Source organism: Streptomyces sp. NRRL S-1813, from assembly GCF_000719605.1.
GTDB classification, from domain to species: Bacteria; Actinomycetota; Actinomycetes; order Streptomycetales; family Streptomycetaceae; genus Streptomyces; species Streptomyces decoyicus.
Map to the genome: position 1 here is coordinate 1 of NZ_JOHB01000022.1, position 26,497 is coordinate 26,497.

At 71.1% G+C, this 26,497-nt stretch carries 24 protein-coding genes; 12 read left to right on the plus strand and 12 right to left on the minus strand.

Features of this window, described 5'->3' with window-relative positions; all coding sequences use genetic code 11:
- The first annotated feature begins 680 nt into the window (after positions 1 to 680).
- On the plus strand, positions 681 to 1,556 hold the full coding sequence (locus tag IF67_RS0126035) for an amidohydrolase family protein (RefSeq protein ID WP_030989599.1): 876 nt from the start codon (positions 681 to 683) through the stop codon (positions 1,554 to 1,556).
- 128 nt (positions 1,557 to 1,684) lie between these two features.
- On the opposite strand, the gene IF67_RS0126040 is transcribed toward IF67_RS0126035, so the two are convergent.
- Entirely contained in the window at positions 1,685 to 2,248 is a 564-nt protein-coding gene (locus IF67_RS0126040; RefSeq protein ID WP_030989601.1) for an NADPH-dependent FMN reductase, read from the minus strand.
- A gap of 404 nt (positions 2,249 to 2,652) precedes the next feature.
- Here IF67_RS0126040 and IF67_RS0126045 point away from each other — a divergent pair, with 404 nt between their 5' ends.
- The 6 genes from IF67_RS0126045 to IF67_RS0126070 all read left to right on the plus strand — a co-directional run bounded on the left by IF67_RS0126045 (position 2,653) and on the right by IF67_RS0126070 (position 11,405).
- Positions 2,653 to 3,408, plus strand: a complete 756-nt coding sequence (locus IF67_RS0126045; protein ID WP_030989602.1) for a response regulator transcription factor — start codon at positions 2,653 to 2,655, stop codon at positions 3,406 to 3,408.
- Positions 3,409 to 3,619: 211 nt separating this feature from the next.
- Positions 3,620 to 5,113: a sensor histidine kinase gene (locus IF67_RS0126050; RefSeq protein WP_420708716.1), complete on the plus strand. Its 1,494-nt coding sequence runs from the start codon at positions 3,620 to 3,622 to the stop codon at positions 5,111 to 5,113.
- A 26-nt stretch (positions 5,114 to 5,139) separates the two neighbouring features.
- Positions 5,140 to 6,462: a bifunctional glycosyltransferase family 2/GtrA family protein gene (locus tag IF67_RS0126055; RefSeq protein ID WP_037839876.1), complete on the plus strand. Its 1,323-nt coding sequence runs from the start codon at positions 5,140 to 5,142 to the stop codon at positions 6,460 to 6,462.
- Positions 6,459 to 8,786: an ArnT family glycosyltransferase gene (locus IF67_RS0126060; RefSeq protein ID WP_030989607.1), complete on the plus strand. Its 2,328-nt coding sequence runs from the start codon at positions 6,459 to 6,461 to the stop codon at positions 8,784 to 8,786. Before IF67_RS0126055 ends, IF67_RS0126060 begins: the two co-directional genes overlap by 4 nt.
- Before the next feature lie 141 nt (positions 8,787 to 8,927).
- Positions 8,928 to 10,490, plus strand: coding sequence for an MFS transporter (locus tag IF67_RS0126065; RefSeq protein ID WP_030989609.1), 1,563 nt, complete (start codon positions 8,928 to 8,930; stop codon positions 10,488 to 10,490).
- Between the two features lie 144 nt (positions 10,491 to 10,634).
- Positions 10,635 to 11,405, plus strand: a complete 771-nt coding sequence (locus IF67_RS0126070) for a TetR/AcrR family transcriptional regulator (protein WP_030989610.1) — start codon at positions 10,635 to 10,637, stop codon at positions 11,403 to 11,405.
- Positions 11,406 to 11,471: 66 nt separating this feature from the next.
- Here the strand turns inward: IF67_RS0126070 and IF67_RS0126075 are convergent, their stop codons facing one another.
- From IF67_RS0126075 to IF67_RS0126085, 3 genes are all read right to left on the minus strand, one after another.
- Positions 11,472 to 12,314 (minus strand): YceI family protein, encoded by an 843-nt coding sequence (locus IF67_RS0126075; protein WP_030989612.1) that lies wholly within the window; start codon positions 12,312 to 12,314, stop codon positions 11,472 to 11,474.
- 212 nt (positions 12,315 to 12,526) lie between these two features.
- Positions 12,527 to 15,133: an MFS transporter gene (locus tag IF67_RS0126080; protein ID WP_030989614.1), complete on the minus strand. Its 2,607-nt coding sequence runs from the start codon at positions 15,131 to 15,133 to the stop codon at positions 12,527 to 12,529.
- An 11-nt stretch (positions 15,134 to 15,144) separates the two neighbouring features.
- Entirely contained in the window at positions 15,145 to 15,618 is a 474-nt protein-coding gene (locus IF67_RS0126085; RefSeq protein WP_030989616.1) for a MarR family winged helix-turn-helix transcriptional regulator, read from the minus strand.
- Between the two features lie 357 nt (positions 15,619 to 15,975).
- On the opposite strand from IF67_RS0126085, the gene IF67_RS0126090 reads away from it, so the two are divergent.
- Entirely contained in the window at positions 15,976 to 16,194 is a 219-nt protein-coding gene (locus IF67_RS0126090) for a hypothetical protein (RefSeq protein WP_030989618.1), read from the plus strand.
- 78 nt (positions 16,195 to 16,272) lie between these two features.
- Here IF67_RS0126090 and IF67_RS0126095 read toward each other — a convergent pair whose 3' ends face one another.
- Positions 16,273 to 16,476: a hypothetical protein gene (locus IF67_RS0126095; protein WP_158713168.1), complete on the minus strand. Its 204-nt coding sequence runs from the start codon at positions 16,474 to 16,476 to the stop codon at positions 16,273 to 16,275.
- Between the two features lie 81 nt (positions 16,477 to 16,557).
- Here IF67_RS0126095 and IF67_RS0126100 point away from each other — a divergent pair, with 81 nt between their 5' ends.
- On the plus strand, positions 16,558 to 17,424 hold the full coding sequence (locus tag IF67_RS0126100; protein ID WP_030989622.1) for an SMI1/KNR4 family protein: 867 nt from the start codon (positions 16,558 to 16,560) through the stop codon (positions 17,422 to 17,424).
- A gap of 22 nt (positions 17,425 to 17,446) precedes the next feature.
- Here IF67_RS0126100 and IF67_RS0126105 read toward each other — a convergent pair whose 3' ends face one another.
- Positions 17,447 to 18,778: an amidohydrolase family protein gene (locus IF67_RS0126105; RefSeq protein WP_030989624.1), complete on the minus strand. Its 1,332-nt coding sequence runs from the start codon at positions 18,776 to 18,778 to the stop codon at positions 17,447 to 17,449.
- Positions 18,779 to 18,851: 73 nt separating this feature from the next.
- On the opposite strand from IF67_RS0126105, the gene IF67_RS0126110 reads away from it, so the two are divergent.
- The gene (locus IF67_RS0126110; protein ID WP_234341341.1) at positions 18,852 to 19,412 is read left to right on the plus strand and encodes a MarR family winged helix-turn-helix transcriptional regulator; all 561 of its coding nucleotides are present in this window, start codon (positions 18,852 to 18,854) and stop codon (positions 19,410 to 19,412) included.
- Between the two features lie 207 nt (positions 19,413 to 19,619).
- Here IF67_RS0126110 and IF67_RS0126115 read toward each other — a convergent pair whose 3' ends face one another.
- The 6 genes from IF67_RS0126115 to IF67_RS43900 all read right to left on the minus strand — a co-directional run bounded on the left by IF67_RS0126115 (position 19,620) and on the right by IF67_RS43900 (position 24,420).
- Positions 19,620 to 20,093 carry a VOC family protein gene (locus tag IF67_RS0126115; RefSeq protein ID WP_030989627.1) on the minus strand — a complete coding sequence of 158 codons (474 nt, stop codon included), beginning with the start codon at positions 20,091 to 20,093 and terminating at the stop codon, positions 19,620 to 19,622.
- Between the two features lie 243 nt (positions 20,094 to 20,336).
- The gene (locus IF67_RS0126120) at positions 20,337 to 21,176 is read right to left on the minus strand and encodes a hypothetical protein (RefSeq protein WP_051818616.1); all 840 of its coding nucleotides are present in this window, start codon (positions 21,174 to 21,176) and stop codon (positions 20,337 to 20,339) included.
- 553 nt (positions 21,177 to 21,729) lie between these two features.
- Positions 21,730 to 22,566, minus strand: coding sequence for an RNA polymerase sigma factor SigF (locus tag IF67_RS0126125; protein ID WP_030084977.1), 837 nt, complete (start codon positions 22,564 to 22,566; stop codon positions 21,730 to 21,732).
- A 199-nt stretch (positions 22,567 to 22,765) separates the two neighbouring features.
- Entirely contained in the window at positions 22,766 to 23,575 is an 810-nt protein-coding gene (locus tag IF67_RS0126130; protein ID WP_030084976.1) for an RNA polymerase sigma factor SigF, read from the minus strand.
- A gap of 211 nt (positions 23,576 to 23,786) precedes the next feature.
- Entirely contained in the window at positions 23,787 to 24,080 is a 294-nt protein-coding gene (locus IF67_RS0126135; protein WP_030989631.1) for a Dabb family protein, read from the minus strand.
- 130 nt (positions 24,081 to 24,210) lie between these two features.
- Positions 24,211 to 24,420, minus strand: coding sequence for a hypothetical protein (locus IF67_RS43900; protein ID WP_158713169.1), 210 nt, complete (start codon positions 24,418 to 24,420; stop codon positions 24,211 to 24,213).
- A gap of 727 nt (positions 24,421 to 25,147) precedes the next feature.
- Between IF67_RS43900 and IF67_RS0126145 the strand changes: the two genes are divergently transcribed.
- Positions 25,148 to 25,927, plus strand: a complete 780-nt coding sequence (locus IF67_RS0126145) for a DUF2127 domain-containing protein (protein ID WP_030989633.1) — start codon at positions 25,148 to 25,150, stop codon at positions 25,925 to 25,927.
- Positions 25,928 to 25,960: 33 nt separating this feature from the next.
- Positions 25,961 to 26,449, plus strand: coding sequence for a hypothetical protein (locus IF67_RS0126150; RefSeq protein ID WP_051818618.1), 489 nt, complete (start codon positions 25,961 to 25,963; stop codon positions 26,447 to 26,449).
- The last annotated feature ends 48 nt before the right edge of the window (positions 26,450 to 26,497 follow it).

A 26,497-nucleotide genomic window follows, 5' to 3' on the forward strand; every position in this document is an offset into this window, starting at 1 on the left:
GCGGTGGGGCGGGTGACGACGGTGCCGGTGCGGGCCGGGGGGCCCGGGGCGGGGGAGCGGGAAGGGGAGGGGAGGGGGCGGCAGGAAGGGTTGTTCTGAGGGGGCGGTTCGGTTCGGGGTGGTTCGGTCCGGGGTGGTTCGGGGCGGGCCGGTTCCGGATGGGACGGTTCCGGGTGGGTGGCCGGGGAGGGGCGTCGGGGCGTCCGGGGCATCCGGGGGATTCGGGCTGGTGGCGGGATGACCGTGCCGACGCTTGCGGGGCTGGCTTGCGGGGCTTGCTGACCGTGTCGGCGTGCGCGCTTGCTGGGGTTTCTGGGCTTGCCGGGCCTGCTGGGGAAGTGGCTGGCGGGGGTTGTTCCGGGCCGAGGGGGGCGATTAGATGCTCGGTGCAGGTAGATGGCGGGCGCGGTGGCTGGGCGTTGCGTCGGCTGGGCGCGGGGCATCGGTGGGTGTGTGGCATCGGCCGCGCGAGTCAACGCCGGGCGTGTGGCATCGGCCGCGCATGATGTCGGCCCGGCGTGTGGCGTCGCCGGAGGGCGGGGCGTCGGTTGGGCGCGTGGTGTTCTGCCGGCGGGCGGGTCTCACCAGGGGCGTGGGGTCGGACTGTGCAGGGGCGGCGTCCTGGTTGCGGTCGTCGTGATCGGGAGTAGTGGTCGGAACCGTAGGGGGAGGGGCACGGCGTGGCGGAGGGTGATGAGCGGGTCGGCGCGTTCTGGCGGGAGTTGGGGCTGCCGGGGCTGATCGATGTGCATACGCACTTCATGCCCGAGCGGGTGATGGCGAAGGTCTGGGCGTACTTCGACGCGGCCGGACCGCTGGTCGGCAGGCAGTGGCCGATCGCCTACCGCTTCGAGGAGGACGAGCGGCTGGCGGTGCTGCGCGGCTTCGGGGTGCGGGCGTTCACGTCGATGGTCTACCCGCACAAGCCGGGGATGGCGCAGTGGCTGAACGGCTGGGCGGCCGACTTCGCGTCCCGTACGCCCGACTGCCTGCGGACCGCGACGTTCTTTCCGGAGGACGGCGCCGCGGCGTATGTGCGCGCCGAACTGGCGGGCGGGGCACGGGTCCTCAAGGCGCATGTGCAGGTGGGCGGGTACGACCCGGCCGATGCGCTGCTCGATGCCGTGTGGGGTGCCGTGGCGGAGGCCGGTGTGCCGGTGGTCATCCACTGCGGGTCGGGACCGGCGCCGGGCAAGTACACCGGGCCCGAGCCGATCGGGCGGGTGCTGGCCCGCCATCCGGGGCTGCGGCTGATCATCGCGCACATGGGGATGCCGGAGTACGCCGACTTCCTGGACCTTGCGCAGCGATACCCGGGCGTGCACCTCGATACGACGATGGTCTTCACGGACTTCTCCGAGCGGGACGCGCCGTTCCCGCGGACGGAACGCCGGCGGCTCACGGACCTCGGTGACCGGGTGCTGTTCGGCAGCGACTTTCCCAACATCCCTTACGGGTACGCACATGCGCTGGAGGCGCTCAGCAGGCTGGAGCTGGGTGAGGAGTGGCTGCGGGGAGTCTGTTACGGGAACGCGGCGCGGTTGTTCGGGGTGTGAGGGGGAGGGGCTGCTTCTTCCAGGGAAGCAGACGGCAGCACGTAGCACGTGGGACGCAGGGCCTGGTGGGGGAGTGCAGGGCGCTCAGGGCCTGTTGGGCGTGTGCGGGGTGGCGGGGTGCCGGGTGCTCAGTGCTGTTCGGACGTGAGAGCGGCGGCGGTCGCGGTGGCGGCCGCGGCCAGCTGAGTCAGGGCCACGCCCAGATCGGCGAGGGTGGGCTCGTCGGTGACGCGTTCCGTAGAGGGGTCGATCTTCGGGCCGATCGCGGGGATCTCGCGGCAGGCGGCCGTGACGACCTCGCCGGTCATCATGCGCAGGATCTCGCGGAGCTGGGCGTTGGCGTGGTCGCCGCCGGTGGGGAATGGCGAGGCGGTGATCACCGCGGTCGGCTTGTGGACGCATTCGCCGCTGCTGACCAGCCAGTCGAGGGCGTTCTTGAGGACTCCGGGGACGCCGTGCGCGTACTCGGGGCTGACGAGAAGCAGGGCGTCGGACGCCGCGACCGCGGTGCGCAGGGCGGCGACGGGGGCGGGGGGTGTGGCGTCCTCGCCGTCCAGATCGGGGTTGAAGTGCGGGAGTGTGCCGATGTCCGCGGTGGCGGTCGGGCCGTCCCAGAGGGCGAGCGCGGAGCGCAGCACCGCGCCGTTGGAGGAGCGCGCACGCAGACTGCCGGAGAGGGCGAGGAGTCTCATGGGATGACGGTACGTGGTGTGCGGCACGGGGACGGGGCGGAACGTGCAGCGGGGCGGAACGTGTGCAGCGGGTAGGGCCGTGGCCGAGGCTGCGGGAGTGCCGGGCGGGTTTCCGTACGGCGATGAAAGTGCTGGTCAGAGCGATTGTCAGTGCCTGGTGCGATGCTTAAGAAGTGGTGATCGACCTGGGTCGCACGGGGGGCTGCCCAGGTCGGTCGAGGGGTGGGGGACGGGGTGGGGGTTGGGGGCCCGGGAGAGGCCAGGAGAGGGGAAAGCCCCAGGAGGGGGCGGAGAAGCACGGGGGATTCTCAGGAGATTCACAGAAAGGCGCAAGGGAGCTCTCACGGGAGCGGGTCAAGCTCACGGGCATGACCGTGACTTCGTCGTCCTCAGCGTCGTTTCGTATGCCGGCTACGGCCTCGTCCTCCAGGGGCGCGCCCGGGAAGCAGCCGGAACTGTTGCGGCCCGACGGCACGCCCGTGCGGGTGCTGGTCGTGGACGACGAGTCCTCCCTCGCCGATCTGCTGTCCCTCGCGCTGCGCTACGAGGGATGGGACATCCGCGCGGAGGGGGACGGCGCGGGAGCGCTGCGCTGCGCCCGTAGTCGGCGGCCGGACGCGGTGCTGCTCGATGTGATGCTGCCGGACATGGACGGGCTGACGGTGCTCGGACGGCTGCGGCGTGAACTTCCGGATGTGCCGGTGCTGTTCCTGACCGCCAAGGACGCGGTCGAGGACCGGATCGCCGGGCTGACGGCGGGCGGCGACGACTACGTCACCAAGCCGTTCAGCCTGGAAGAGGTGGTGGCCAGGCTGCGGGGACTGCTGCGCCGGGCCGGCGCGGCCAGCGCGCGGAGCGAATCGCGGCTGACGGTGGGCGATCTGGTGCTCGACGAGGACAGCCATGAGGTGTGGCGGGACGGGCAGGAGATCCATCTGACGGCCACCGAGTTCGAGCTGCTGCGCTATCTGATGCGCAATCCGCGGCGGGTGCTGAGCAAGACACAGATCCTCGACCGGGTCTGGAGCTATGACTTCGGCGGCCAGGCCAACGTCGTGGAGCTGTATATCTCGTATCTGCGGCGGAAGATCGACGTGGGGCGGGCGCCGATGATCCACACCCGCCGGGGCGCGGGCTATCTCATCAAGCCCGGTGGGTAGACGGGTGTCTGCCGCCTCTGCCGCCTCTGCCGCCTCAGCCCCCGGGCCGTCGGGGCCGGGCACACCCGCCACCTCGGCTGCCAGGCCTTCGGGGCCGCGCACCCCGCCCGCCTCCCCACCTCCTCCCGCCTCCCCGCCTCCTTCCACCTCCCCACTCCCTCCCACCCTCCGCCGCCGCTGGTCCCTCCGGACCCGGCTCGTCGTGTCGGCGGTGGCGCTGATCGCTGTCGTCGGAGCCGTCATCGGCACGGTGACGACCATCGCCCTGCACTCCTACCTGCAAGGTCAGTTGGACATTCAGCTGACGGGTTCCGTGAAGCGGGCCGAGGGCCCGCGGCCGCATGACCTGGTGCCTCCGCAAGGCCAGGGCCTGGACTTCGTGGCGATGGGGGGTCAGCCCATCGGGACGGTGGGGGCGCGGATCGGGCCCGACGGCATGGCCGTGGACGGCGCGAAGCTGAGCAACTCGACCAGCCGGCTGACCGAGGAGCGGCTGGCGCGGCTGTCCGGTGAGCAGGTCGCGGCGTTGAACTCGGTGCCGCGGGACGACAGGCCGCACACCGCCGAGCTGCCCGGACTCGGTGACTACCGGGTGAAGTCCGCCCGGGACCGCTCGCTGGTGCTCGGTCTGCCGCTCGGCCATGTGCAGGGCACGGTCAGCCAGCTGGTGGTCATCGAGGAGTGCGTGACGGTCGCCGGGCTGATCGCGGCCGGCCTCGCCGGTTCCAGCATGGTCGGTATCGCCCTGCGGCCGCTGCGCCGGGTCGCCGCCACCGCCACCCGGGTCTCCGAACTCTCGCTCCACCAGGGCGAGGTGGCGCTGCACGTACGGGTGCCGGCGTCCGAGTCGGACGGCCGTACGGAAGTGGGGCAGGTCGGCGCGGCGCTGAACCGGATGCTGGGGCATGTCGGGGCGGCGCTCTCGGCCCGGCAGGAGAGCGAGATGCGGGTGCGGCGGTTTGTCGCCGACGCCAGCCATGAGCTGCGTACGCCGCTCGCGTCGATCCGGGGCTACGCCGAGCTGACCCGGCGCGGGCGGGAGCAGCCGGGGCCCGAGACCCGGCACGCCCTGGGCCGGATCGAGTCGGAGGCGGAGCGGATGACGGGGCTGGTGGAGGACCTGTTGCTGCTCGCCCGGCTCGATTCCGGGCGGCCGCTGTCCTACGAGAGCACGGATCTGTCGCCGCTGGTGGTGGACGCGGTGAGCGATGCGCGGGTGGCGGGGCCCGGTCACCGGTGGCGGCTGGAGCTGCCCGATGAGCCGGCATGGGTGTACGGCGACGGCGGACGGCTGCACCAGATCTTGGTGAATCTGCTGGCCAACGCCCGGACGCATACGCCCGAGGGCACGACGGTGACCGCCAGGGTGCGCCCTGCCGGGCGGCGCGATGTCGTTCAGCTGGAGGTGCAGGACGACGGGCCCGGCATTCCCGCCGCTCTCCTCCCGCATGTCTTCGAGCGCTTTGCGCGTGGTGATGCCTCGCGGTCGCGTGCCGCCGGGAGCACGGGGCTCGGCCTCGCCATCGTGGAGGCGGTGGTGGCCGCGCACGGTGGCACGGTCGGGGTCGACAGCGTGCCGGGACGGACGGTCTTCACGGTGACGCTGCCGACGAAGGCAGTGCCTGCTCATATGCCTGCTCCGGTGCCCGCTGCGGCCCCCGCTCCCCCCTCACAGTCAGGACACAGGCTCAGCACACCCCCGTGACAGCGCGGTTGGCGAGTGTCGTCGGCATGACGACGACACAGCCGCCCCGCACACCGCTGGGCTCCCTGCCACCGCGCGAGCATCTGCGGCTCGGTCAGATCGCGACCGTGCTCGATGTGGTGGTCCCCGTCTACAACGAGGAGCGCGACCTCGAACCGTGTGTGCGGCGGCTGCACGAGCACCTCGCCCGCACCTTCCCGTACGGCTTCCGCATCACCATCGCCGACAACGCGAGCACGGACCGTACGCCGGAGGTCGCCGCCCTGCTCGACGACGAGATCGACGAGGTCACGGCGGTACGGCTGGAGCAGAAGGGGCGCGGGAGGGCGCTGCGCACGGTGTGGTCGCACTCCGAGGCGCCGGTGCTCGCCTATATGGACGTCGATCTGTCCACCGACCTCAACGCGCTGCTGCCGCTGGTCGCTCCGCTGATCTCCGGGCACTCGGATCTGGCGATCGGCTCCCGGCTCAGCCGCAGTGCGCGGGTGGTGCGCGGCCCGAAGCGGGAGTTCATCTCGCGTACGTACAACCTCATCCTGCGCGGCTCGCTCGCCGCCCGCTTCTCCGATGCGCAGTGCGGATTCAAGGCCATCCGCGGGGATGTCGCCGCGCGGCTGCTGCCGATGATCGAGGACACCGGATGGTTCTTCGACACCGAGATGCTGGTGCTGGCGGAGCGGGCGGGGCTGCGGATCCACGAGGTGCCGGTGGACTGGGTCGACGACCCCGAGAGCACCGTGCAACTGGTGCGTACGGCCGCCGATGACCTCAAGGGCGTATGGCGGGTGGGGCGGGCGCTGGCGACCGGTGGGCTGCCGCTGGACCGGCTCGCCCGGCCTTTCGGGGACGACCCGCGCGACCGTGAGCTGTCCGGCGTGCCCGGCGGGCTGGCCCGTCAGCTCGTCGGTTTCTGTGCCGTCGGCGGCCTCAGCACCCTGCTCTATCTGGCCCTGTACTCGCTCTTCCGGCTCGGGGTGGGACCTCAGCTCGCCAATGCGGGGGCGCTGTTGGTGTCGGCCCTGGCCAATACGGCGGCCAATCGGCGGCTGACGTTCGGGGTGCGGGGCCGGGACCGGGCGCTGCGCCACCAGGCCCAGGGGCTGGTGGTCTTCGCCATCGGACTGGCCCTGACCAGCGGCTCCCTGGCCGCCCTCGACGCCGCGGGCGGCGACTCCTCGCACGGGACCGAACTCGCGGTGCTGGTGGCCGCCAACCTCGCGGCGACGGTGCTGCGGTTCCTGCTCTTCCGCGCCTGGGTCTTCCCCGACCGTGAGCGGACCGACGACGTTCACGCACCGCAGCCGCACACCACACACGAACACAACGACCTCACCAGGAGCGCTCGATGACCCCGCCCCCGCCCGGTACGCCGGCCCACCCGTCGTATCCCCCGCCCCTCACATCACAGGAGAGAGGGCTGGCGTCGGTCGTCGCCCCCCGGACGCCCCAGCAGCCCGGGACCGCGGCGCGGCCCGCGCAGCCGCGCTGGGCGCGTCCCGCTCTGCTGGCGTTGTTGCTGGTCACGGCGGTGCTCTACCTCTGGAGTCTGTCCGCGTCCGGTGATGCCAACCAGTTCTACTCGGCCGCTGTACAGGCCGGCGGCGAGAGCTGGAAGGCGTTCTTCTTCGGCTCCTCCGACGCCGCGAACTCCATCACCGTCGACAAGCCGCCGGCCGCGCTGTGGCCGATGGCGCTGTCCGTACGGCTCTTCGGGCTCGGCTCGTGGGCGATCCTGGTGCCCGAGGCGCTGATGGGGGTCGCGACCGTCGGGGTGCTCTACGGGGCCGTACGGCGTCGGTTCGGTGCGGGGGCGGGGCTGCTGGCCGGCGGGGCGCTGGCCGTGACGCCGGTTGCGGCGCTGATGTTCCGGTTCAACAACCCCGATGCGCTGCTGTGCCTGCTGATGGTCTGTGCGATCGCCGCTGTGCTGCGGGCCCTGGACGACGGCCGTACGAAGTGGCTGGTGCTGGCGGGTGTCTGCTTCGGCCTGGGCTTTCTGACCAAGACGCTCCAGGCGTGGCTGATCCTGCCGGCGCTCGCTGTGGTCTACGTCTGCTGTGCGCCGGTGGCGCTGCGCCGGCGGTTCGGGCAGCTGCTGCTCGCCGGTCTGGCGATCGTGGTGTCCGGCGGCTGGTGGGTGGCGATTGTCGAGCTGTGGCCCGCGTCCTCGCGCCCGTACATCGGCGGCTCGCAGCACAACAGCTTCCTGGAGCTGACCTTCGGCTACAACGGCTTCGGGCGGATCACCGGCAATGAGACCGGCAGCGTCGGCGGGGGCGGCGGCCGTCCCGGGGGCGGTGGCGGCGGCGGATGGGGAGAGACCGGCATCACCCGGCTGTTCTCGTCCGACATGGGCGGGCAGATCTCGTGGCTGCTGCCTGCCGCGGTGATCCTGCTGGGCGCGGGGGTGTGGGTGCTGCGGCGGGCCCGGCGTGCGACCGCCGCCGAACAGGCCGGGCAGCGGGCGGAGTTCCTGGTGTGGGGTGGCGCGCTGCTGACGACCTTCGCGACCTTCAGCTTCATGTCCGGGATCTTCCATCAGTACTACAACATCGCGCTGGCCCCGTATATCGCGGCGCTGGTCGGGATGGGCGCGGCGCTGCTGTGGCGGCGCGGCGGGCGGGGCGCCTCGCTCGTGCTGGCCGCGACGGTCGCGGTGACCGCCGGATGGTCGTACGTGCTGCTGGACCGGTCACCGGAGTGGCTGCCGTGGCTGCGCTGGACGGTGTTGGGCGTGGGTCTGGTGTCGGCGGTGGGGCTGCTGCTGCCGGTACGGGCGGGAGCTTCGGTGCGGGACGGGGAGCCCGCGGGGGACGGAAAGCCTGTGCGGGACGGGGGTCCTGCGCGGGCGGGAGCGCCGCTGCGGGCCGGCCGGCGGGTCGCGGTGCTGGCGGCCGGGCTCGGGGTGGTGACGGCGCTGGCCGGTCCGCTCGCGTACACCCTCAACACGGTCAACACGCCCAAGAGCGGGTCGATCATCACGGCCGGCCCCTTGGTGCGGGGCGGCATGGGCGGGCCCGGTGGCGGCTTCCCCGGCGGCCGGCCGCCCGGTATGTGGCGCGGCAACAACGGCGGTACGGCAGGGGGCGCGCCCGGCGGCGGTCAGGGCGGCCAGGGCGCAGGCGGTCCCCAAGGCAACAACCAGGCCACCCGGCAGGGCAACAGCCAGGCCGGCAACCAGCCCGGCAACCGGGGCCGGCTCCCGGGGCAGGCCGCCGGCCGTCAGGGCACCGGCCGGCCGGGCTTCCCCGGCGGTGCGGGCGGGCCGGGCGGCTTCGGTGAGCGGGGCGTCGGCCGGATGGGCGGCATGGGCGGACTGCTCAACGGCAGCAAGGTGAGCGCCAAGGCCAAGGCGCTGCTGGAGAAGGACGCGGGGGACTACACCTGGGCCGCCGCGGCCATCGGCTCGCAGAATGCGGCGAGCTATCAACTCGCCACCCAGAAGCCGGTGATGGCCATCGGCGGATTCAACGGGAGCGACCCGTCGCCGACCCTCGCCCAGTTCAAGACCTATGTCGCGGACGGGAAGATCCACTACTTCCTCGCGGGCGGGCGGGGCGGCCCCGGCGGCGGCCAGGGCGGCTCGTCGAAGATCACTTCGTGGGTGACGAAGACCTTCAAGAAGGTCACCGTCGGCAGCGCCACCTTCTACGACCTGACCCGGAAGGCGTGAGCGGGGCGGCGCACCCCGGGCGGCGCCGCCGCGGCGACGGTCCGCGCCGCCCGCTCCCCCAGGCGGCCGAAAATCAAATGTACGGCGTATAGCTCTCCCTGTACGGTGTAAGTCACCGCCCGCACCGTACAGGGAGCCCGTATGCCCTCCGTGGCCTCCGACGCCACCTCCACCGCCCTCCAGCCACCGGGCCGGTCCGCCACCCGGTGGCTGACCCTGGCCGTCATCTGCCTCGCGCAGCTGACGGTCATCCTCGACAACACCGTCCTGAACGTCGCCATCCCCTCCCTCACCGAGGACCTGGGCGCGACCACTGCCGACGTCCAGTGGATGATCAACGCGTATTCGCTGGTCCAGTCCGGCCTGCTGCTCACCGCGGGCAATTCCGCCGACCGTTACGGCCGTAAGAAGATGCTGGCCGTCGGCCTGTCGCTGTTCGGGGCCGCCTCGCTCGGCGCCGCGCTCGCCCAGTCGCCCGGCCAGCTCATCGCCGCCCGCGCCGGCATGGGCATCGGCGGCGCCCTGCTGGTGACCACCACCCTCGCCGTCGTCATGCAGATCTTCGACGACGAGGAGCGCCCCCGGGCCATCGGCATCTGGAGCTCGGTCAACTCCCTCGGCTTCGCCGCCGGCCCGCTGATCGGCGGTTCGCTGCTCGATCACTTCTGGTGGGGCTCGCTGTTCCTGGTCAATCTCCCCGTCGCGGTGATCTCGCTGGCGGCCGTCGTCCTCCTGGTGCCCGAATCCAGCAGCCGCGGCGGTGCCCCCCTCGACCTGCTGGGCGCCCTGCTGTCCATGATCGGCATGGTCGGAGTGGTCTTTGCGATCATCTCCGGGCCGATGGACGGCTGGCTGTCCGGCCAGGTGCTGAGCTCCGCCGCCATCGGTGTCATCGGGCTCGCCGCCTTCGCGCTGTGGGAGCTGCACGTCCCGCATCCGATGCTGGACATGCACTTCTTCCGCAACCGCCGGTTCATCGGCGCCGTCTCGGGCGGCATCCTCGTCGCCTTCGGGATGGGCGGCTCGATGTTCCTGCTCACCCAGCATCTCCAACTGGTCATGGGCTACGGCCCGTTGGATGCGGGCCTGCGGATGGCGCCGCTCGCCGTCACGGTCATCCTGATCAACTTCACCGGGCTGGGCGCCCGTCTGATGCCCCGGATCGGCACCCCCGGAATGATCGTCTCGGGGATGTCGCTGCTCGCGGCCGGCCTGGCCGCCGTCTCCCTGCTGGCCGGCGCCGGCTACGGCGGCATGCTGATCAGCCTGGTCGTGATGGGCCTCGGTGTCGCGCTCGCGATGCCCACGATGGCCAACGCCATCATGTCCGCCATCCCGCCGGCCAAGGCCGGAGTGGGGGCCGGCGTCAACGGCACGCTGATGGAATTCGGCCAGGGTCTCGGCGTCGCCGTCCTCGGTGCGGTCCTCAACTCCCGCTTCGTGGCGCTGCTTCCGCTGGCCGCCGCGGGCGCCGGATCGCTGTCCGCGGCACTCGCCCGCACCCGTACGGATGCCGAACGGACCGCCGTCCACGACGCCTTCGCGTCCGGCATCGGCACCAGCCAGCTGGTCGGCGCGGCCGCGGTGTTCCTCGGCGGGCTGGTCGCGGCCGTCCTGCTGCGCCGGGCGGAGCGCACCGGCCAGGAGGCGGAGCCGCTCGCGGCGCCTTCCGGTTCGCAACCGGCCGCAGCCGCGGCGGAATAGCATCGGCCCGGTACGTGATCGTGAACGGCACGTACCGGCGGCACGTATGACACCCGTACGTGCCGTCACCGACGGACGACACCGAAGCCGACCTCGACGACGGCACCCACGACGTCGACGACGCTCAGGACAGGGAGGGGCGCCATGGCAGCGACGGACGACCGCGCCAGGAAGCGGCCGAACAGCGTCTGGCTGACCGAACGGCCCCCGCTCAAACGCAAGGCGGAGCAGCCGGCCGGGCTCGACCTCGACAAGATCGTCGCGGCGACGGTCCGGCTGCTCGACGCCGAGGGCCTGTCGAAGTTCTCGATGCGCAGGCTCGCCGCCGAGCTCGGCGTCACCGCGATGTCCGTGTACTGGTACGTCGACACCAAGGACGACCTGCTGGAACTGGCCGTGGACGCGGTGGCCGGAGAGATGGCCCTGCCCGACGAGTCGGACGCCGCCGCCGACTGGCGCGACCAGCTGCGCACGCTCGCCGTCGGCTACCGCGACATGCTGCTGGGCCACCCCTGGGCGGCCCGGCTGCTGGGCGAGTTCATCAACATCGGCCCGCATTCGACGGCCTTCGCCAACGCCACCCAGCGGGTGATGCGGCGCAGCGGCCTGGCAGCGGACCAGGCGTCCGGTGCGCTGGCGTCTCTGTTCCACTTCGTCTACGGCTTCTCGACGATCCGGGCCACCCACGAGGCCCGCTGCCGCGCCGCCGACATGAGCCTCGACGACTACTTCGAGGAGGTCGTCGCCGCGCTCTCGGACCGGCCGGAGTTCGCCGAGATGCTGGAGCCGTCCACCCGGGTCGGCGAGGTCCGCAGGGGCGGCAGCGTGGTGGAAATGCTGGACCGGGACTTCGCGTTCGCCCTCGATCTCCAGATCGCGGGGATCGAGGCGATGCGGGACCGGCCGGCGGGCTGACGCGACGACGGCCCCGGGCCGTGAAGCCCGGGGCCGTCGCCCGTCCGCCTGTGAGCGCAGGGGCGCTCACCCCATCGGCAGGCTCTCCCCCTGCACCGCCTGGATGTCCAGTTCGACCTTCAGGGTCGTGCCGATCGCCGCGATACCGGCCGCGACGACCTGGTTGTAGTTCATCTTGAAGTCCTCGCGGCGCAGCTCCGCGGTGGCGCGGAAGGCGGCTCGCACCCCGCCCCACGGGTCGGGGCCGGTGCCGAGGTAGCTCAGGTCGAGGTCCACCGGGCGTACGACCCCGTGCAGCGACAGCTCGCCGTGTACCGTCCAGCGGTCCGGGCCGGCCGGTGCCAGGCCCGAGCTGCGGTAGGTGATCTCCGGGAACTCCTCGACGTTCAGGAAGTCCTCGGAGCGCAGATGTCCGTCGCGCATACCGTTGCCGGTGTCGATCGACGTGGCCTTGATGGCCGCCTCGACCCGCGACGCGGACAGGTCCTCGGCGATCTCGATCCGGCCGCTGAACTCGGTGAACCGGCCGTGCACGCTGGAGATCCCCAGGTGCTGGGCGACCGCGGCCACCGTCGAGTGCATCGGGTCGATGGTCCAGGCGCCGGGCGGCGGCAGCTCGGCCCCGCCCTGCCGGGCCAGGACGACACTGCCGACGTCCATCCGGCCGCTCGCCGTCACGATCGCGGTGGCGGCGACCGGTGCATAGCCGACGGCCGTCACGATGACCGTGTACGGGCCGGCGGGCAGCGGCTGTTCGCTGCGGACGGCGCCCTCGTTGTCCGCCGCTGCGCGCAGCACCTGTGCGCCCGTCATATCGGTGACGGTCAGCACGGCGTGCTGGACCGCCCAGCCGTCCCGTGTGCGGACCTGGGCCCTCAGTCCCGTGGCTCCCGCGCCCGTCGAAGTCATTGCCTCTCCCGTTTGTTGCCTGGTGGTGCCCCCTTCTCGAAGCCGAGAGGTCGGGGGAGTGTCGGGCTCCGGACGGCGGCGTGCAGGCCGTCCCCTGCCTGTGCGCAGCGCCGCCGCCGGAGCCCTGGGGTCCGGTCCGGGGCGCGTATCCGCTCAACGCGCGCCCCGTTCCGGGGTATTGCTCCCGGGTGGATCCCCGGGCCCGGGGTGTTTCAGTCCCCGGGGTGGGCGAGCTCGACGTCGTAGCCGTCGACCCCGCGGGCATCGACCGCAAGGCCGGTGGCGACCGGCGGGTAGCCGCTCGCGATGACCGTGTAGTCGCCGGCGTCCAGGTCGGTGAAGGCGTAGGCGCCGTCCTCCCCGGTCGTCGAGGTGGCCACGACATTGCCCGCCGCGTCCACCAGCGTGACCCGGGCATCGGGCAGCGGGCGGCGGGCGCCGTCCTGGCCGCCCGCCCGCACGATGCCCTGCACCCGCGCGCCGGACAGCAGCTCGACCTCGATCCGGGTCGTGCCCTGGCCGCCGACCTCGACCGGCAGCGCGGCCGGGCGGTGGTTCGCGGCGTTCACGGCGACGGTGAAGGTCCCGGGCGCCAGCTCGTCGAAGGCGAAGTGGCCCTCGGCGCCGGTCATTCCGGTGGCCAGCACCTCGCCGCGGACGTCGGTAACGACGACCATCGCACCGTCGACCGGCTCACCGGTGGCCGCGCTGCGGACCTGGCCGCCGAGGCCGCTGGTGCCGCTGAGCAGGATGTCGTAGCCGTACGGCTGGTCGCCGACGACGACCGTGGACGCCTGCGGCTGGTGGCCGTCGGCCGCGGCGATCAGCACGTACGAACCGGCGCCGGGGGCGTCGAGCGCATACGAGCCGTTGGCCTGGGCGACCGCGCGGCCCAGCTGACGCCCGCTGAGCGAGATCAGCGTCACCGCGGAGCGCGGTACGGGGCTGCCCTCCGCGTTGCGCACGAAGCCGTGGATCGCGGAACCGGCCGGGGTGGTGCCACCGCCGCCGGCCGAGGCGTACGCCGCCAGCGGCTGGGTGGCCGTCGCGGCGGCCGGCTGCACCCAGGAGGGCGTGTGCACGTCGTCGTCGGGGGCGACCGAGGGGGCGCCCACCAGGGCGGGCTCCAGCTCGTCGACCGGCGCCGTGGCGGCGGCGAGGTCCGGGACCACGGCATCCGAAGGGGTGGCCGCGGCCTGGGCGCTCTCGGCGCTCTGGGACAGTCCGCCACGCGTCTTCAACGCGACCTCCTTGATGAACAGGGTGAAGAGGAAGGCGAGCAGCGCGCAGGGCGCCGCGTAGAGGAACACATCGCCGACGCCGTGACCGTAGGCGCTCTCCATGACGGTGCGCAGCGGCGCCGGGAGGGCGTCCAGGTCCGGGATGCCCCCGCCGCTGTTGCCGGCGCCGTGGGCGGCGGCCTTGGCGGCCTTGGGACCGAGGTCGGCCAGGCCGTCCTTGACGTAGTGGGTGACGCGGTTGGCGAGCACCGCACCGAGGGCCGAGACGCCCACCGCACCACCGAGGGAGCGGAAGAAGGTCACGACGGACGAGGCGGAGCCGAGGTCCTCGGGCGCCACCTGGTTCTGCGTGGCGAGCACCAGGTTCTGCATCATCATGCCGATGCCCAGACCCATCAGGGCCATGAAGATCGCGATGTGCCAGTACTCGGTGTCGTAGCGGATGGTGCCCAGCAGGCCGAGACCCGCGGTGACCAGCACACCACCGGAGACCAGCCAGGCCTTCCAGCGGCCGGTCTTGGTGATGATCTGTCCCGAGACGGTCGAGGAGACGAACAGACCCGCGATCATCGGGATCGTCATCACACCGGACATCGTCGGCGACTTGCCACGCGCCAGCTGGAAGTACTGGCTGAAGAAGACGGTGCCGGAGAACATCGCGATACCGACGAACAGCGAGGCCACCGACGCCAGGGTGATCGTCTTGTTGCGGAACAGCCGCAACGGGATGATCGGCTCCTTGGCCTTGGTCTCGACGAAGACGAAGATCGCGCCGAGCACGACCGCGCCGCCGACCATCGCGGCCGTCTGCCACGACATCCAGTCGTACTTGTCACCGGCCAGCGTCACCCACACCAGCAGCAGGGAGACCGCCGCGCTGATGAAGAAGGCGCCCGCCCAGTCGACCTTGACGCCCTCGCGCCTGACGACGGGGAGCTTCAGGGTCTTCTGGAGCACGATCAGCGCGATGATCGCGAACGGCACACCGACGTAGAAGCACCAGCGCCAGCCGAGCCAGTCGGTGTCGGTGATGACACCGCCGAGCAGCGGCCCGCCGACGGTGGCGACGGCGAAGGTGGCGCCGAGGTAGCCGCTGTAACGACCGCGCTCGCGCGGCGAGATCATCGCGGCCATCACGATCTGGGCCAGGGCGGACAGACCGCCCACGCCTATGCCCTGCACCACGCGGCAGGCGATCAGCATGCCGGTGTTCTGCGAGAGACCGGCGACGACCGAGCCCGCGACATAGATGATCAGCGCGAACTGCACCAGCAGCTTCTTGCTGAACAGGTCGGAGAGCTTGCCCCACAGCGGGGTGGTCGCGGTCATCGCGAGCAGCGAGGCGGTGACGACCCAGGTGTAGGCGCTCTGCCCGCCGTCGAGGTCATGAATGATCTCGGGCAGCGCGTTGGAGACGATCGTCGACGACAGAATGGCGACGAACATGCCGAGCAGCAGCCCGGACAGCGCCTCCATGATCTGACGGTGCGTCATAGGGGCTCCGTCGGAGGCGTGGTGATGTCCGCCTCCGTGCCTGGCGTGGCCGCCCCGCACACCGGCTGGTGTGGTCGTAGCCATGTAGTTCCTTTTCATCCTGCGGGTGTACGGGTGGTGGAGTCGTGATGCGCCCGGGTGCGGCAGTCGCCGAAGCTCGTGCGGAGCCTGGCGAGCAGTTCGGTGAGGTGTCCGACGTCGGTGTCGGTCCAGTCGTCCAGGTACCGGGCGAGCGTTGCGGTGTAGCGCTCGGCGAGCTCCTCCAGGAGCTCCGCGCCGCTCGGCGTCAGGCGCAGCAGCCGCGACCGCTTGTCCGCCGGATCGGGCTTCCGCTCGATCCAGCCACGCTCGGCGGCGTGGGCGACATGCCGGCTGGTCACCGACATGTCGATGGCGAGCAGCTCGGCGAGCTGACTCATCCGCATCTCGCCGTGCCGGTCGAGAAGGGTGAGCACCCCGGCCGAAGCGGGCGGGCAGTCCTGGGGCAGCATCCGCCCCATTTCGCGCTTGACGGCACCGATGGCGCTGAGTTGCCTGGCCAGCTCCTCGTACTGACTGTGGGCGGCCACGAGCTCCTCCACGCATCCCTCGCACATCGCATCAACATCTTTTGTTGCTTGAGGCAACCATAAGCAAAGTTGGTTGCTGAAGGCAAACGATTCGTCCAAGCTTGAAGTAAAGGGAGCCAAAAGTCTGGGCCGGGGCCTGGTCAATGGGTGCAAGATCCCGCGTAAAGGCGCAGGTGAGGGCCCAGAGGGCGGCCCCTGGCCGATACCGGTCGGTAGCGGGACACCCCCAGACGACCCGGCCGCACTCCCGGCGACGCGCCGTACGCGGCCCGACCCCGCTCCGTAGGCGCCTTCGCGGGCGCCGCATACCTGCCCCAGGGGTGCCCCTCCGCCCCCGGTTCGCTAGGGTCCTTCCCCATGGCGACCAACCCGCAGAACCAGGCCGGCGGCAACTACGACCCGGCGGGCAGCACGCAGATGTTCCGCGCCTTCGTGGACGAGGGCGGCACCCCGCAGACCGGCAGCCGCCGCGCACCGGCCCCGCAGCAGTCGGCCGGCCCCCGGGTGGGCGTCATCGTCGGCGTGATCGTCGCGGTTCTGGTCGTCGCGGGCGCGGCGTGGCTGGCGCTGGCCTGACGACGCTCTCCGCAGCTTTCTTCACGCGCACGGGGCCCGGCATCATGATGCCGGGCCCTTGATCTTTCCGCCCGCCGGCTACGTCACGAGCCCGCCCCTGCTCTCCGCGATCCGCAGCGCTTCACACAGCCTTGCGATGCACCGCATCTGACGCCGTTCGCTGATCCACCACGGATCGCGGGACAGCCCTTGGCCCTCACACAGCGGCTTTCCGATGTTCGCGGCTGCCTCGGCGGCGTCCATATGGGCCACGATCACCATTCCGGCCGTCAGCAGGACCATGAGGCAAGCGATGGCGAAGAAGAGAGTCGAAGCCGAATAAAGTGAACGGGCCGTCCCGGACGCCGGTTCTAAGGTGTGTCCATGATCGATGCGCACAGCCCCCTCGCCCGCGTCATCGAACGGGTACCGCCGCCCGCCCAAGCGGTCAACGGACGCGGCAACTGGGCCGATACGGAACTGGTCTTGGGCACCCGGCTACCGGACGACTACAAAAGACTGGTCGAGACCTACGGGCGCGGTGACTTCTGGGGCGCGCTGTGCCTGTGCACCCCGTTCGGCGACGACAACCCGGTCCGGCTCGAAGCAGACCTCGTGGAGGTCTTCGGTCCGCTGCGCGAGAGCTGGCCCGAGGAGCACCCCTACCCCTTCTTCCCGGAACCCGGCGGACTGCTGACCTGGGCAGTGACCGGCGACTCGGCGCAATTGTGCTGGCTGACCGAGGGGCCGCCCGAGTCCTGGCCGGTGGTGATCTGGTCACGGGACAGCGAGTACGAACGATTCGACTGCGGGGCTGCCGCATTCCTCGAAGGGTGGATCAGTGGCCGCCTCAGCTCCGAACTCCTGCACCACGAGCCGGAGGTCGCCCCCTGGTTCGATGCGGCGATCGAACGCGACCACGTCTACGTCCGCCTGGAGGAAGGAGACCTCCCCTACACCGAGCGCCTCCGGATCCTGCGCGACACACTCGCCCCCACCGCGGACCGAGGCGGCTACGAATACAACGGCAGCAGGCAGGACCACTTCATCGTCACCGAGACCGGCTGGCAGCTGACGTATGAGACGGCCTACGCGCATCAACTCCGCGTCGCGTTCCCGCCCGCCGAAAGTGAAGCGGCCCGCCAGGCCGTCCTCGCCGCCATCGACCGGATGGGGTGTGCCGTCCAGTCCATCGGCACCGTCCACGGCACGTCATCCTGGAAGCCTTCCCACGACCCCTCAACCGCGTGAACAACGCTCCGGGGTAGAACCTCTAGGAGCTCGACGCCCCGAGGCGTTCGGTCGCGCGGTGGGCCTCGGCCAGGACGCCGCCGAGGTTCTCGTACAGCAGCCGCCCGCCGCGCTTGACCGCCCGCCCGTCCACCAGGACGGTATCGACGTTCCCCGGGTGTGCGGCGGTCACCACCGCACCGATCGGATCGTGCGCCACCGGGGCGAGGTTGAGCGCATCGGCGCGCAGCAGGACGAGATCGGCGCGCTTGCCGACTCCCAGTGAGCCCACCTCCTCGCCGAGGCCGAGCGCCGCGGCCCCCTCGGCGGTGGCCATGCGCAGCACATCGGCCGCCTTGAGCGCGAGACCGTCTCCGTCGCCGTCTCTGTCTCCGTCGAAGTGGCTGCTCATCAACGCGGCGCGCATCTGGGAGAACATGTCACCCGGCGCCGAGGTGACCGCGTCCGCGCCCAGCCCCGTGGTGATGCCCGCCCGGCGCAGCCGTCCCGCCATCGGGGCGCCGAACCGCATCGAGGCCTCGATCGCCGGCGTGATCGCCACCGCCCCGCCGGACTCGGCGATCAGCCGCAGCTCGGAGTCGGGCAGCGAATTGCCGTGCACGTACAGGGTGCCCGCGGTGAGCAGCCCCTCCTCCCGGAGGGCGGTGATCGGCCGCATCGCCACCGGCCCGGCGCTCACATGGACGGCGACGGGGAGCCCCAGCTCGCGGGCGAGCAGCCAGTCCTCCCGTACGGCCTCCGGCGGCGTGAAGGAGGGGCCGACCGGGGCCAGGGCCATCGTGACCCGCGCATCGCGCGACGGGAAGTGCGCGGTGCGGGCCTTGCGGACCCAGTCGGCCTGCCGGGCGGACTCGTCGAAGACGGGGTAGCCGTAGCCGAAGACGGCGCGGATTCCCGCTTCCCGGAGCGCCTCGACGGCGGCCGCGGTGTGCTCCGGCGAGTACTGGACGTGGGAGAAGTCCTGGACGGTGGTGATCCCCGAGTCCAGGCAGTCCAGCGCGCCGAGGAGATTGCCGGTGTGCACGTCGGCGGGCGTGAAGCGGCCGGCGAGCTCACCGAGGACCCGGCTGAAGTAGCCGTCGAGGCTCGCGTCGACCGCCGCGGACCGCAGCACCCCCTGCCACAGATGCCGGTGGGCGTCGACGAACCCGGGCAGCACGACCATCGTGCGGGCGTCGATCACCTCCAGGCCGGTATCGGAGTCGTCGAGCGGCAGGTCGCGGCCCACGGCGGCGATCCGGCCCGCCTCGACGAGGACATCGGTGTGCGGGTGGACGACGGGGTGGGGGGCGGTGTCGATGACCAGGCCGCCGCGCAGAAGCAGTCGCGGTGTGTGGTGGCGCTCGTTTCCCATGGCAAGTCACCCTCTACACGTTCGGAAGAAAGCTTTATAGAAAGCTATCATGATGGTGATCTATCCTGCCCAGGTGACCGCAGCATCCGCAGCATCCGGACCAGTCCCCGACCCCGTCGATGCGCTGCTGAGCGCATGGCGCACCGAGCTGCCGGATGCGCTCCGCCCGACGACGGAACTGTCGAAGCGGATAACGCAGCTCGCCGGCGCCCTGGACGCGGCCACCCGTGGCGTACTTCCCGAACTCGGCCTGACCGTCGCCGAGTTCGACATCCTGGTCGCCCTGCGCAGGTCCGGTGAGCCGTACCGTATGAAGCCGAACGAACTGGCCCGGTCCCTGCTGCTGTCCTCCGGCGGCATCAGCAACGTCGTCAACCACCTCACCGGCCGCGGACTCGTCCTGCGCGAGCCCTCGCCGGACGACGGCCGCAGCACCATGATCCGGCTGACACCGGACGGGGTGCGGACCGCCGAGCGTGCCGTCCGCGTCAATGCGGACGCTCATGAGGCAGTCTTCGCCGAGGCGTCCCCCACGGCCGTGAACGAGGCCACCCGGGCGCTGCGGGACGTGCGCATACACGGCCGTCCCGCACCGCGCCCGCTACGGACGGGACGGAATCGCAGCCGGTCCTGAGGTGGGGCGGCCGGGGGGGGGCGGCGAACCCGGGGCCGATGGCCGCTTCCGGCACGTCGGTGAGCCCGTGGTGATGCCGCTCCCGGCGCGTCGGCGAGTCCGGGACGGTAGTCGCGCCCGGTGCGGCGGCGAGCCCCGGACCGTGGCCGGGCTGGGGCTCTCGCGGCGCGTAGCCGATGCCTGGGGTGTCGCCGGGCCTCCAGGCTTCTAGGCCTGATCGGCCGCAGCCTGGAGGGCGGCGATGTCGATCTTCTTCATGCCGAACATGGCCTTCATGGCACGGGCCGCGCGCTCCTGATCCGGGTCGTTCAGCATCTCCGCCATGCCGCCGGGCGCCACCTGCCAGGACAGGCCGTACCTGTCCTTCAGCCAGCCACAGGGGCCTTCCTCGCCGCCTTCGGAGAGCTTGGCCCAGTAGTAGTCGATCTCGTCCTGGCCGGCACAGTTGATCATCAGGGAGATGGCCTCGCTGAAGGTGAACTCGGGACCGCCGTTGATCGCGATGTACTCCTGGCCGTCGAGCTCGAACTCGACCGTCAGTACGGTCCCCGCAGGTCGCGGGCCTGCGTCGTTGTAATAGGTGACGTTCTTGATCTTCGAGTTCGGGAACACCGAGCAGTAGAACTCTGCGGCGTCCTTGCCCTGGGTGTCGAACCAGAGGTTGGGGATGATCTTGGGCATGGTCTTCTCCCTGAGACGGGGTCGCTGCCGGTGGCTGCGTCTGTGCCTCTTAAGACGGTCGCACCGCTCGGAACTCATCGCTATTCAGGGACGCGGTTCGGGCCGCCCCTCAGGGACGTGGAGCGGCTCGCCCTGAAGGGGCGTTTTTCAGCCAGGCCGACGATGAGGGCGGCGGCGACGCCGGCGGTGATGCAGGACGGTCGTGGACCGTGCCCGGGTGCGGTCCGGGCCTCGCGAGCGGCCTCACTTCCACCCGAAAGTGACGTCCTTGGTGTCGAGGTGCATGCCCAGCGGCACCCGCCAGCCGTCCACGCACACCCGCCAGGTGCCGGTTTTCTTCTTCCCGGGGGCGAGCGGCAGCGGAAGTTTGTGGGTGGACGTGATCGTCGCCCAGTCGACGCCGAGGGCGCCGATGATGTGGGTGCCGAAGGTGACGGTGCCGGCGGTGACGGGCCGGTCGCCGCTGTTGAGGAAGTCGAGGGTGACCTTCTGGCACCAGCGGACGTCGGTGCCGGCGAGAGCGGGCTTGCCGATCAGAAGGCCGGCAGGCGCATCCGCACCGGCCGGGATGGTGGGGGAGGGCGGCTCCGGGGCGGGAGAGCCGTGGGGCGGGGTGGAACCGCCGGGGTGGCCGGGGGAGTTGGATGCGCCCGGTGGGGCCGGGGGCGGGGTGGCGTCGCCGTGACCGGGATGCGCCCCGGCGGGTGGTGCGGAGGGGCCGGGCGGCGCTCCGGACGCACCGGGGCTGCCGGGGGCTCCTGCGCCGTCTGCCGTCTCGCTCCCACCGGATCCGACGGGGGACCCAGGTCCGGGCCGACCAGTAGGTGCACCGCCATCGTTGTTGCCGTTCCCGTCTCCACTGCCGCTACCGTTGCCGCCCCTGCGGCCCCCGTGGCCGTCCAGCGGCGTCAGCTCCACGCCCTCCCCGGGCGGTACGGCCCGTGTCGGCGCCTGACCATCGGCGGGGCCTGCCGCGCCCACCGCGACATAGCCCTCGTCGGCCGCGCTCCCGCAGCCGGCGAGCAGCGCACCCAGACACAGCACGGCCGCAGAGGCGGAGGCCACAGTCGTCGTCCGTCGCATCGGGTCAGTGTTGCTGACGATGCGTCAGGTGTACAGAGGTCGGACGCCGGGCTGGATGATTCCTCGGCGACCCGGGGCCGGACGCGACGGGGCGCGCGGTCGACGGCCCAGGACGGGCAGGAAGCCAAGGCCCGCGCCAGTTCTCGGTCCACGGGCCGCGTTCAGCAATCCACGAGGGCACCACGGACGGGACGCGCGAAAGGGCCGGCAGACGGGACCCACGGACAGGTCCGCAAAGACAGGGACCCACGGACAGGTCCGCAAAGACAGGGACCCAAAGACAGGGACCCAAAGACAGGGACCCAAAGACAGGGACCCAAAGACAGGGACCCAAAGAGGGCGGCACACGGAGGGGGCGACCCGCGGATGACGACCCACCAACGGCACACCCAGAAAGACGCACACGCCCGCACACGCTCACCAGCCTCGTGCGGCCCCTCATGCGGCCGGGCGCGCGCCTCTCGCGCCACGCCCCCGCCCTTCCTCCCCGAAGCTTTACAACTGTCCGCCGAGCGGCACTGAGCGCCTTGCGGGCCCCTCGGCGGACCGTTCCTCAGTCGGAGATGAGGCCCTCGCGCAGCTGCGCCAGGGTGCGGGTGAGTAGACGGGAGACGTGCATCTGGGAGATGCCGACCTCCTCGCCGATCTGGGACTGCGTCATGTTGGCGAAGAAGCGCAGCATGATGATCTGGCGCTCGCGGGGCGGGAGTTTGGCCAGCAGGGGCTTGAGGGACTCGCGGTACTCCACGCCCTCCAGGGCGGTGTCCTCGTAGCCGAGGCGGTCCGCGAGGGAGCCCTCGCCGCCGTCGTCCTCGGGGGAGGGGGAGTCGAGCGAGGAGGCGGTGTACGCGTTGCCGACGGCCAGGCCGTCGACCACGTCCTCCTCCGACACCCCCAGGCACAGGGCCAGTTCGGGGACGGTCGGGGAGCGGTCCAGCTTCTGGGAGAGCTCGTCGCTGGCCTTGGTGAGGGCGAGCCGGAGCTCCTGGAGCCGGCGCGGGACCCGTACCGACCATGACGTGTCGCGGAAGAAGCGCTTGATCTCGCCGACCACGGTCGGCATCGCGAACGTCGGGAATTCCACGCCGCGTTCGCAGTCGAAACGGTCGATCGCCTTGATCAGGCCGATCGTGCCGACCTGGACGATGTCCTCCATCGGTTCGTTGCGGCTGCGGAAGCGGGCCGCGGCGTAACGCACCAGAGGGAGGTTCAGTTCGATGAGCGTGTCTCGGACGTACGTACGTTCCGCGCAGTCCTTGTCGAGCGAGGCCAGCCGCAGGAACAGGGAGCGGGAGAGCGTGCGGGTGTTGATGGCGTCGTCGTCATGCACGTGTGGTGCGGGCGCGGGAATCGCGGGAAGCACCTTCGAGCTGCCCAGTTCTACGGACATGCCACCCCCTTGAGGTCGCGGTCGGGTCGCTGTGGCGTCCTCGGACCGGGGTGGACCGAGGAGTGATGCCTCCACCTGAATACCGGAGGCAGCGCTACGGCAAACGCGGTTCCAGCAGAATGTCACATGTCGGCAACACGCTGTAGCGCCATGTCGACATATCTGCGCAGGCTGTACGGGGACGGGTCGCCCGTCCCGGTTAGGCCTCGATCCTGTTTGCGGATCGCAGCCGGGCGAAGCTCCGCGACAGTAGCCGCGAGACATGCATCTGCGACACCCCTAGCTCCGCACTGATCTGTGACTGCGTCAGATTGCTGTAGTAACGCAGCAGAAGGATCCGCTGCTCGCGCTCGGGAAGCTGGACCAGGAGATGCCGTACGAGGTCGCGGTGCTCGACGCCGGCCAGCTCCGGGTCCTCGTATCCGAGGCGGTCGAGCAGGCCGGGCAGGCCGTCGCCCTCCTGGGCGGCCTCCAGTGAGGTGGCGTGATACGAGCGGCCTGCCTCCAGGCAGGCCAGCACCTCGTCCTCGCCGATCTTCAGCCGCTCGGCGATCTCGGCGGTGGTGGGGGAGCGGCCGTGCAGCACCGTCAGGTCCTCCGTTGCACCGTTGACCTGCACCCAGAGCTCGTGCAGGCGGCGCGGCACATGGACCGTGCGGACATTGTCTCGAAAGTAGCGTTTGATCTCGCCGACGACAGTGGGCATGGCGAAGGTGGGGAACTGGACGCCCCGGTCCGGATCGAACCGGTCGATCGCATTGATCAGGCCGATGGTGCCGACCTGGATGACGTCCTCCATGGGCTCGTTGCGGCTGCGGAAGCGCGCCGCGGCATAGCGGACCAGCGGCAGATTGGCTTCGATCAGCGCGGCACGGACCCGGGTGTGCTCGGGGGTGCCCGGTTCGAGGTCCGTCAACTCCGCGAACAGCACCTGCGTGAGCGCCCGCGTGTCCGCGCTTCGGCTCTCGCGGGATGGAGCCTTGGGCGCAGTACGGGCCGTCACGGTCACGCCACCCTTCACAGTGCATGTATCCGGCAAAAGCGGTCATAGCATCACAAGACATGTGCACTGTGTGCAAGCACCCCATAACGCCGTGTTGAACAGAGAGTTGAGTGGGTGCGGGGCGGCCGGGGGGCGGGTGGCGCCCGGGGGTACGGCGAAGCCCCCCGCCCACAGGGGGCGAGGGGCTCGGCTGGGCGCGGTACGGAGGTGCCGCGGCTCAGAATTCGTAGTCGGCGATCACCCAGGTGGCGAATTCGCGCCACTGGGCAGCGGCCGCCTGGTGGGCCGGATGCTCGATATAGCGCGTGAGGGCGTCCTTGTCGGCCACGGCGGAGTTGATCGCAAAGTCGTAGGCGATCGGGCGGTCGGTGATGTTCCAGGCGCACTCCCAGAACGCCAGCTCCGGGATCTCGCCCTCCAGCGCCGCGAAGGCGCGGACGCCGGCCTGCACCCGCTCCTCGTCGCGGGAGACACCTTCATTGAGCTTGAACAGGACCAGGTGGCGGATCACTGGGGGCCTCCGTGCGGCGGACGAGGCGCAGCCGGTCCGGTGGGCCGACTGGGCCGGGCTGGGGTGCCGGCCGATCGCGGGCCGGTCCCTCGGGTGGCCCCAGGGCCCGCCGGGTCGGACCGGACGATCCCTATTTGATCAGCTGGGTCATGAACTGGCCGACGCCCTGAGCGGCGGACGATATGCCCTCGAACCCTATCTGGACCATTTCGGCGGCCCGCTGCGGGGAGGTGATGATCGTGTACAGCACGAAGACGATGATCATGTACAACGCGATCTTCTTCGCCTGCGCCATCAGTCCCGTCTCCCCTACGCAGTCCCCTACCGGCAATGCCTGCACGTCCCCGTTGCAGTCGGGCGAGTGTAACCACACGTGTTCGATCGCGGGAGCCGGGCCTACGGGCTCCGCTCGGGCGGCCCCGCCGGGTCGCGGCACCCGGGCCCCGGCACTGATCCGGACTTTATGGACCAAAGGCCTGCCAAGGGAGGCCTTTTGCCTGCCTGTTGGGGCGGCCTGTCCGAGGCACCATGAATGAGGCGGCGCCGTGGATCTGGCAGGAATCCACGGGCCCGGACCAGGACCTCACTGCGGGGTCCGCGCCAAGATCGTCCGCGTGACGATGGCGCGGACTTGGGGGTCCGGTCCGCAACCGGGGGAGTGGTCGTCTCCTGACGCCCGCTCCCCCGACCGAACAGGAGCCCCGCCTCCGCGCCATCCCTGGTTTCCACGGGGGGTCCCAGGACACGGCCCGGAGGCGGGGCTCCGTCGTATGCGGCGGCCGCGCGCGCCGCACGCGGCCGCCGGAGTCCGCGGCCACGAGTCCCCGGGGTGCGTTCCTCTCGGGTGCCCGGCCGCGACCAACTGGCCGCAACCAAGAGGAACGCACCCCGCGTCTCCCACCCGGTAGGACGCGGACACCTCCGGACGTCATGCGCCGCGAAGTACCTGGCCGGCCGGGAGCATGCATCATGTACACGACACGCACGACACATGAGCACGCGCGGCGGCAGTGTCGTACCGCGGCAAGCGGCCGCGGGGGACGACGAAAGGAAGACGGGCTCCAACGATGAAGATCGACTGGGACCGGCGTACCTGCGCGCGCCGCGGGCACATCACCTACCTCCCGCACGAGGAACACCTCCGGGACAAGCTGCGCGCGGCCACCGCTCTCGGCGAGGCCTGGCGCTGTCTGCGCTGCGGCGACTTCGCCCTCGGTGACCCGCACGGCTCCGGGCCGGCCGCCGACGCCCCGCTGGTCCCGCGCGGCAAGGTCCTGCGCGATCTGTTCATCCTGCGGTTCCTGGCCGTCGAGCGGGCGGTGCGCGGGGTGTTCATCGTCCTGGCCGCGGTCGGCGTCTGGCAGTTCAGCAACCGCAAGGACGCGGTCCGCCGGTTCTTCGACGAGTACATCGCCGTGCTCCGCCCGGTGGCCCGGCATTTCCACTACGACCTGGACCACTCACCGGTCGTCGGCACCATCCAGAAGACCTTCGGCTACCGCCACTCCACGCTGCTGCTGGTGGCCGTGCTGCTGCTGGTGTACGCCCTGGTGGAGATCATCGAGGGCGTGGGCCTGTGGCGCGCCAAGCGGTGGGCGGAGTATCTGACGGTGGTGGCGACGGCGGCCTTCCTGCCGCTGGAGATCTACGAGCTGACCGAGAAGGTCAGCTGGCTCAAGATCGCCACGCTGGTGATCAACATCCTCGCAGTGCTCTACATCGCGCTCACCAAGCGGCTGTTCGGGCTACGGGGCGGCCGCGCCGCCTTCGACGAGGAGCGGCACAGCGCCTCCCTCCTCGAAGTCGAGACCTCGGCCGGAGTGGCCGCCACCGCCCATAATGGCTGAACGCCCGTCTCTAGGGGGAACCGAAGAATGCCCATGAACTCCGTATCGCGCGAGACCGATTCGTCCCACGCGGCTGCCCGTCCGGCCCGGAGGGGACCCCGGTCTCCGCTGACCCGGCGGCGGCCGGCCATCGTGCTGGCGCTGCTGGTCGGCCTGCTGGCCGCGGCCGTCGCACCGGCAACGGCGGCGGGCCGCAGCGCGGTGGACGGCGCACGCACGACGGCCACCGCGAGCGCCCAGGGCCAAAGCGCCGGCGCCTCCCGGCTCGCCGCCGCGCCCGCGCAGCCCGCCGCGTACCGCCACCACAGCGCGCACCACTCGACTGCGGTCAAGACGGTCTTCAAGTCCAAGAAGTCCAAGACGTCGAAGTGGAAGTCGAAGGTGAAGAAGAAGGGCGGCTTCTTCAAGAAGCTCGGCATCTTCTTGATCGTGCTGTTCGTCCTCTTCCTCGTCGTCATGATCCTGGTGATCTGGCTGATCGTGCGCTTCTTCCGCCGCGCGCGGAACCGCCGCGACGCCTGATCGGTGCCCCACGGGCCGCCTCGGCCCCGCGGCGCGTCCGCTCCGGCG

Coding starts and splice junctions, on each gene's coding strand:
- IF67_RS0126105 (WP_030989624.1), bottom strand. CDS start 18,778: ATGGGAAACGAGCGCCACCACACACCGCGACTGCTTCTGCGCGGCGGC.
- IF67_RS0126100 (WP_030989622.1), top strand. CDS start 16,558: ATGATCGATGCGCACAGCCCCCTCGCCCGCGTCATCGAACGGGTACCG.
- IF67_RS0126095 (WP_158713168.1), bottom strand. CDS start 16,476: ATGGTCCTGCTGACGGCCGGAATGGTGATCGTGGCCCATATGGACGCC.
- IF67_RS0126125 (WP_030084977.1), bottom strand. CDS start 22,566: ATGTCCGTAGAACTGGGCAGCTCGAAGGTGCTTCCCGCGATTCCCGCG.
- IF67_RS0126060 (WP_030989607.1), top strand. CDS start 6,459: ATGACCCCGCCCCCGCCCGGTACGCCGGCCCACCCGTCGTATCCCCCG.
- IF67_RS0126055 (WP_037839876.1), top strand. CDS start 5,140: ATGACGACGACACAGCCGCCCCGCACACCGCTGGGCTCCCTGCCACCG.
- IF67_RS0126080 (WP_030989614.1), bottom strand. CDS start 15,133: ATGGCTACGACCACACCAGCCGGTGTGCGGGGCGGCCACGCCAGGCAC.
- IF67_RS0126045 (WP_030989602.1), top strand. CDS start 2,653: ATGCCGGCTACGGCCTCGTCCTCCAGGGGCGCGCCCGGGAAGCAGCCG.
- IF67_RS0126145 (WP_030989633.1), top strand. CDS start 25,148: ATGAAGATCGACTGGGACCGGCGTACCTGCGCGCGCCGCGGGCACATC.
- IF67_RS0126115 (WP_030989627.1), bottom strand. CDS start 20,093: ATGCCCAAGATCATCCCCAACCTCTGGTTCGACACCCAGGGCAAGGAC.
- IF67_RS0126065 (WP_030989609.1), top strand. CDS start 8,928: ATGCCCTCCGTGGCCTCCGACGCCACCTCCACCGCCCTCCAGCCACCG.
- IF67_RS0126120 (WP_051818616.1), bottom strand. CDS start 21,176: ATGCGACGGACGACGACTGTGGCCTCCGCCTCTGCGGCCGTGCTGTGT.
- IF67_RS0126075 (WP_030989612.1), bottom strand. CDS start 12,314: ATGACTTCGACGGGCGCGGGAGCCACGGGACTGAGGGCCCAGGTCCGC.
- IF67_RS0126090 (WP_030989618.1), top strand. CDS start 15,976: ATGGCGACCAACCCGCAGAACCAGGCCGGCGGCAACTACGACCCGGCG.
- IF67_RS0126040 (WP_030989601.1), bottom strand. CDS start 2,248: ATGAGACTCCTCGCCCTCTCCGGCAGTCTGCGTGCGCGCTCCTCCAAC.
- IF67_RS0126070 (WP_030989610.1), top strand. CDS start 10,635: ATGGCAGCGACGGACGACCGCGCCAGGAAGCGGCCGAACAGCGTCTGG.
- IF67_RS0126150 (WP_051818618.1), top strand. CDS start 25,961: ATGAACTCCGTATCGCGCGAGACCGATTCGTCCCACGCGGCTGCCCGT.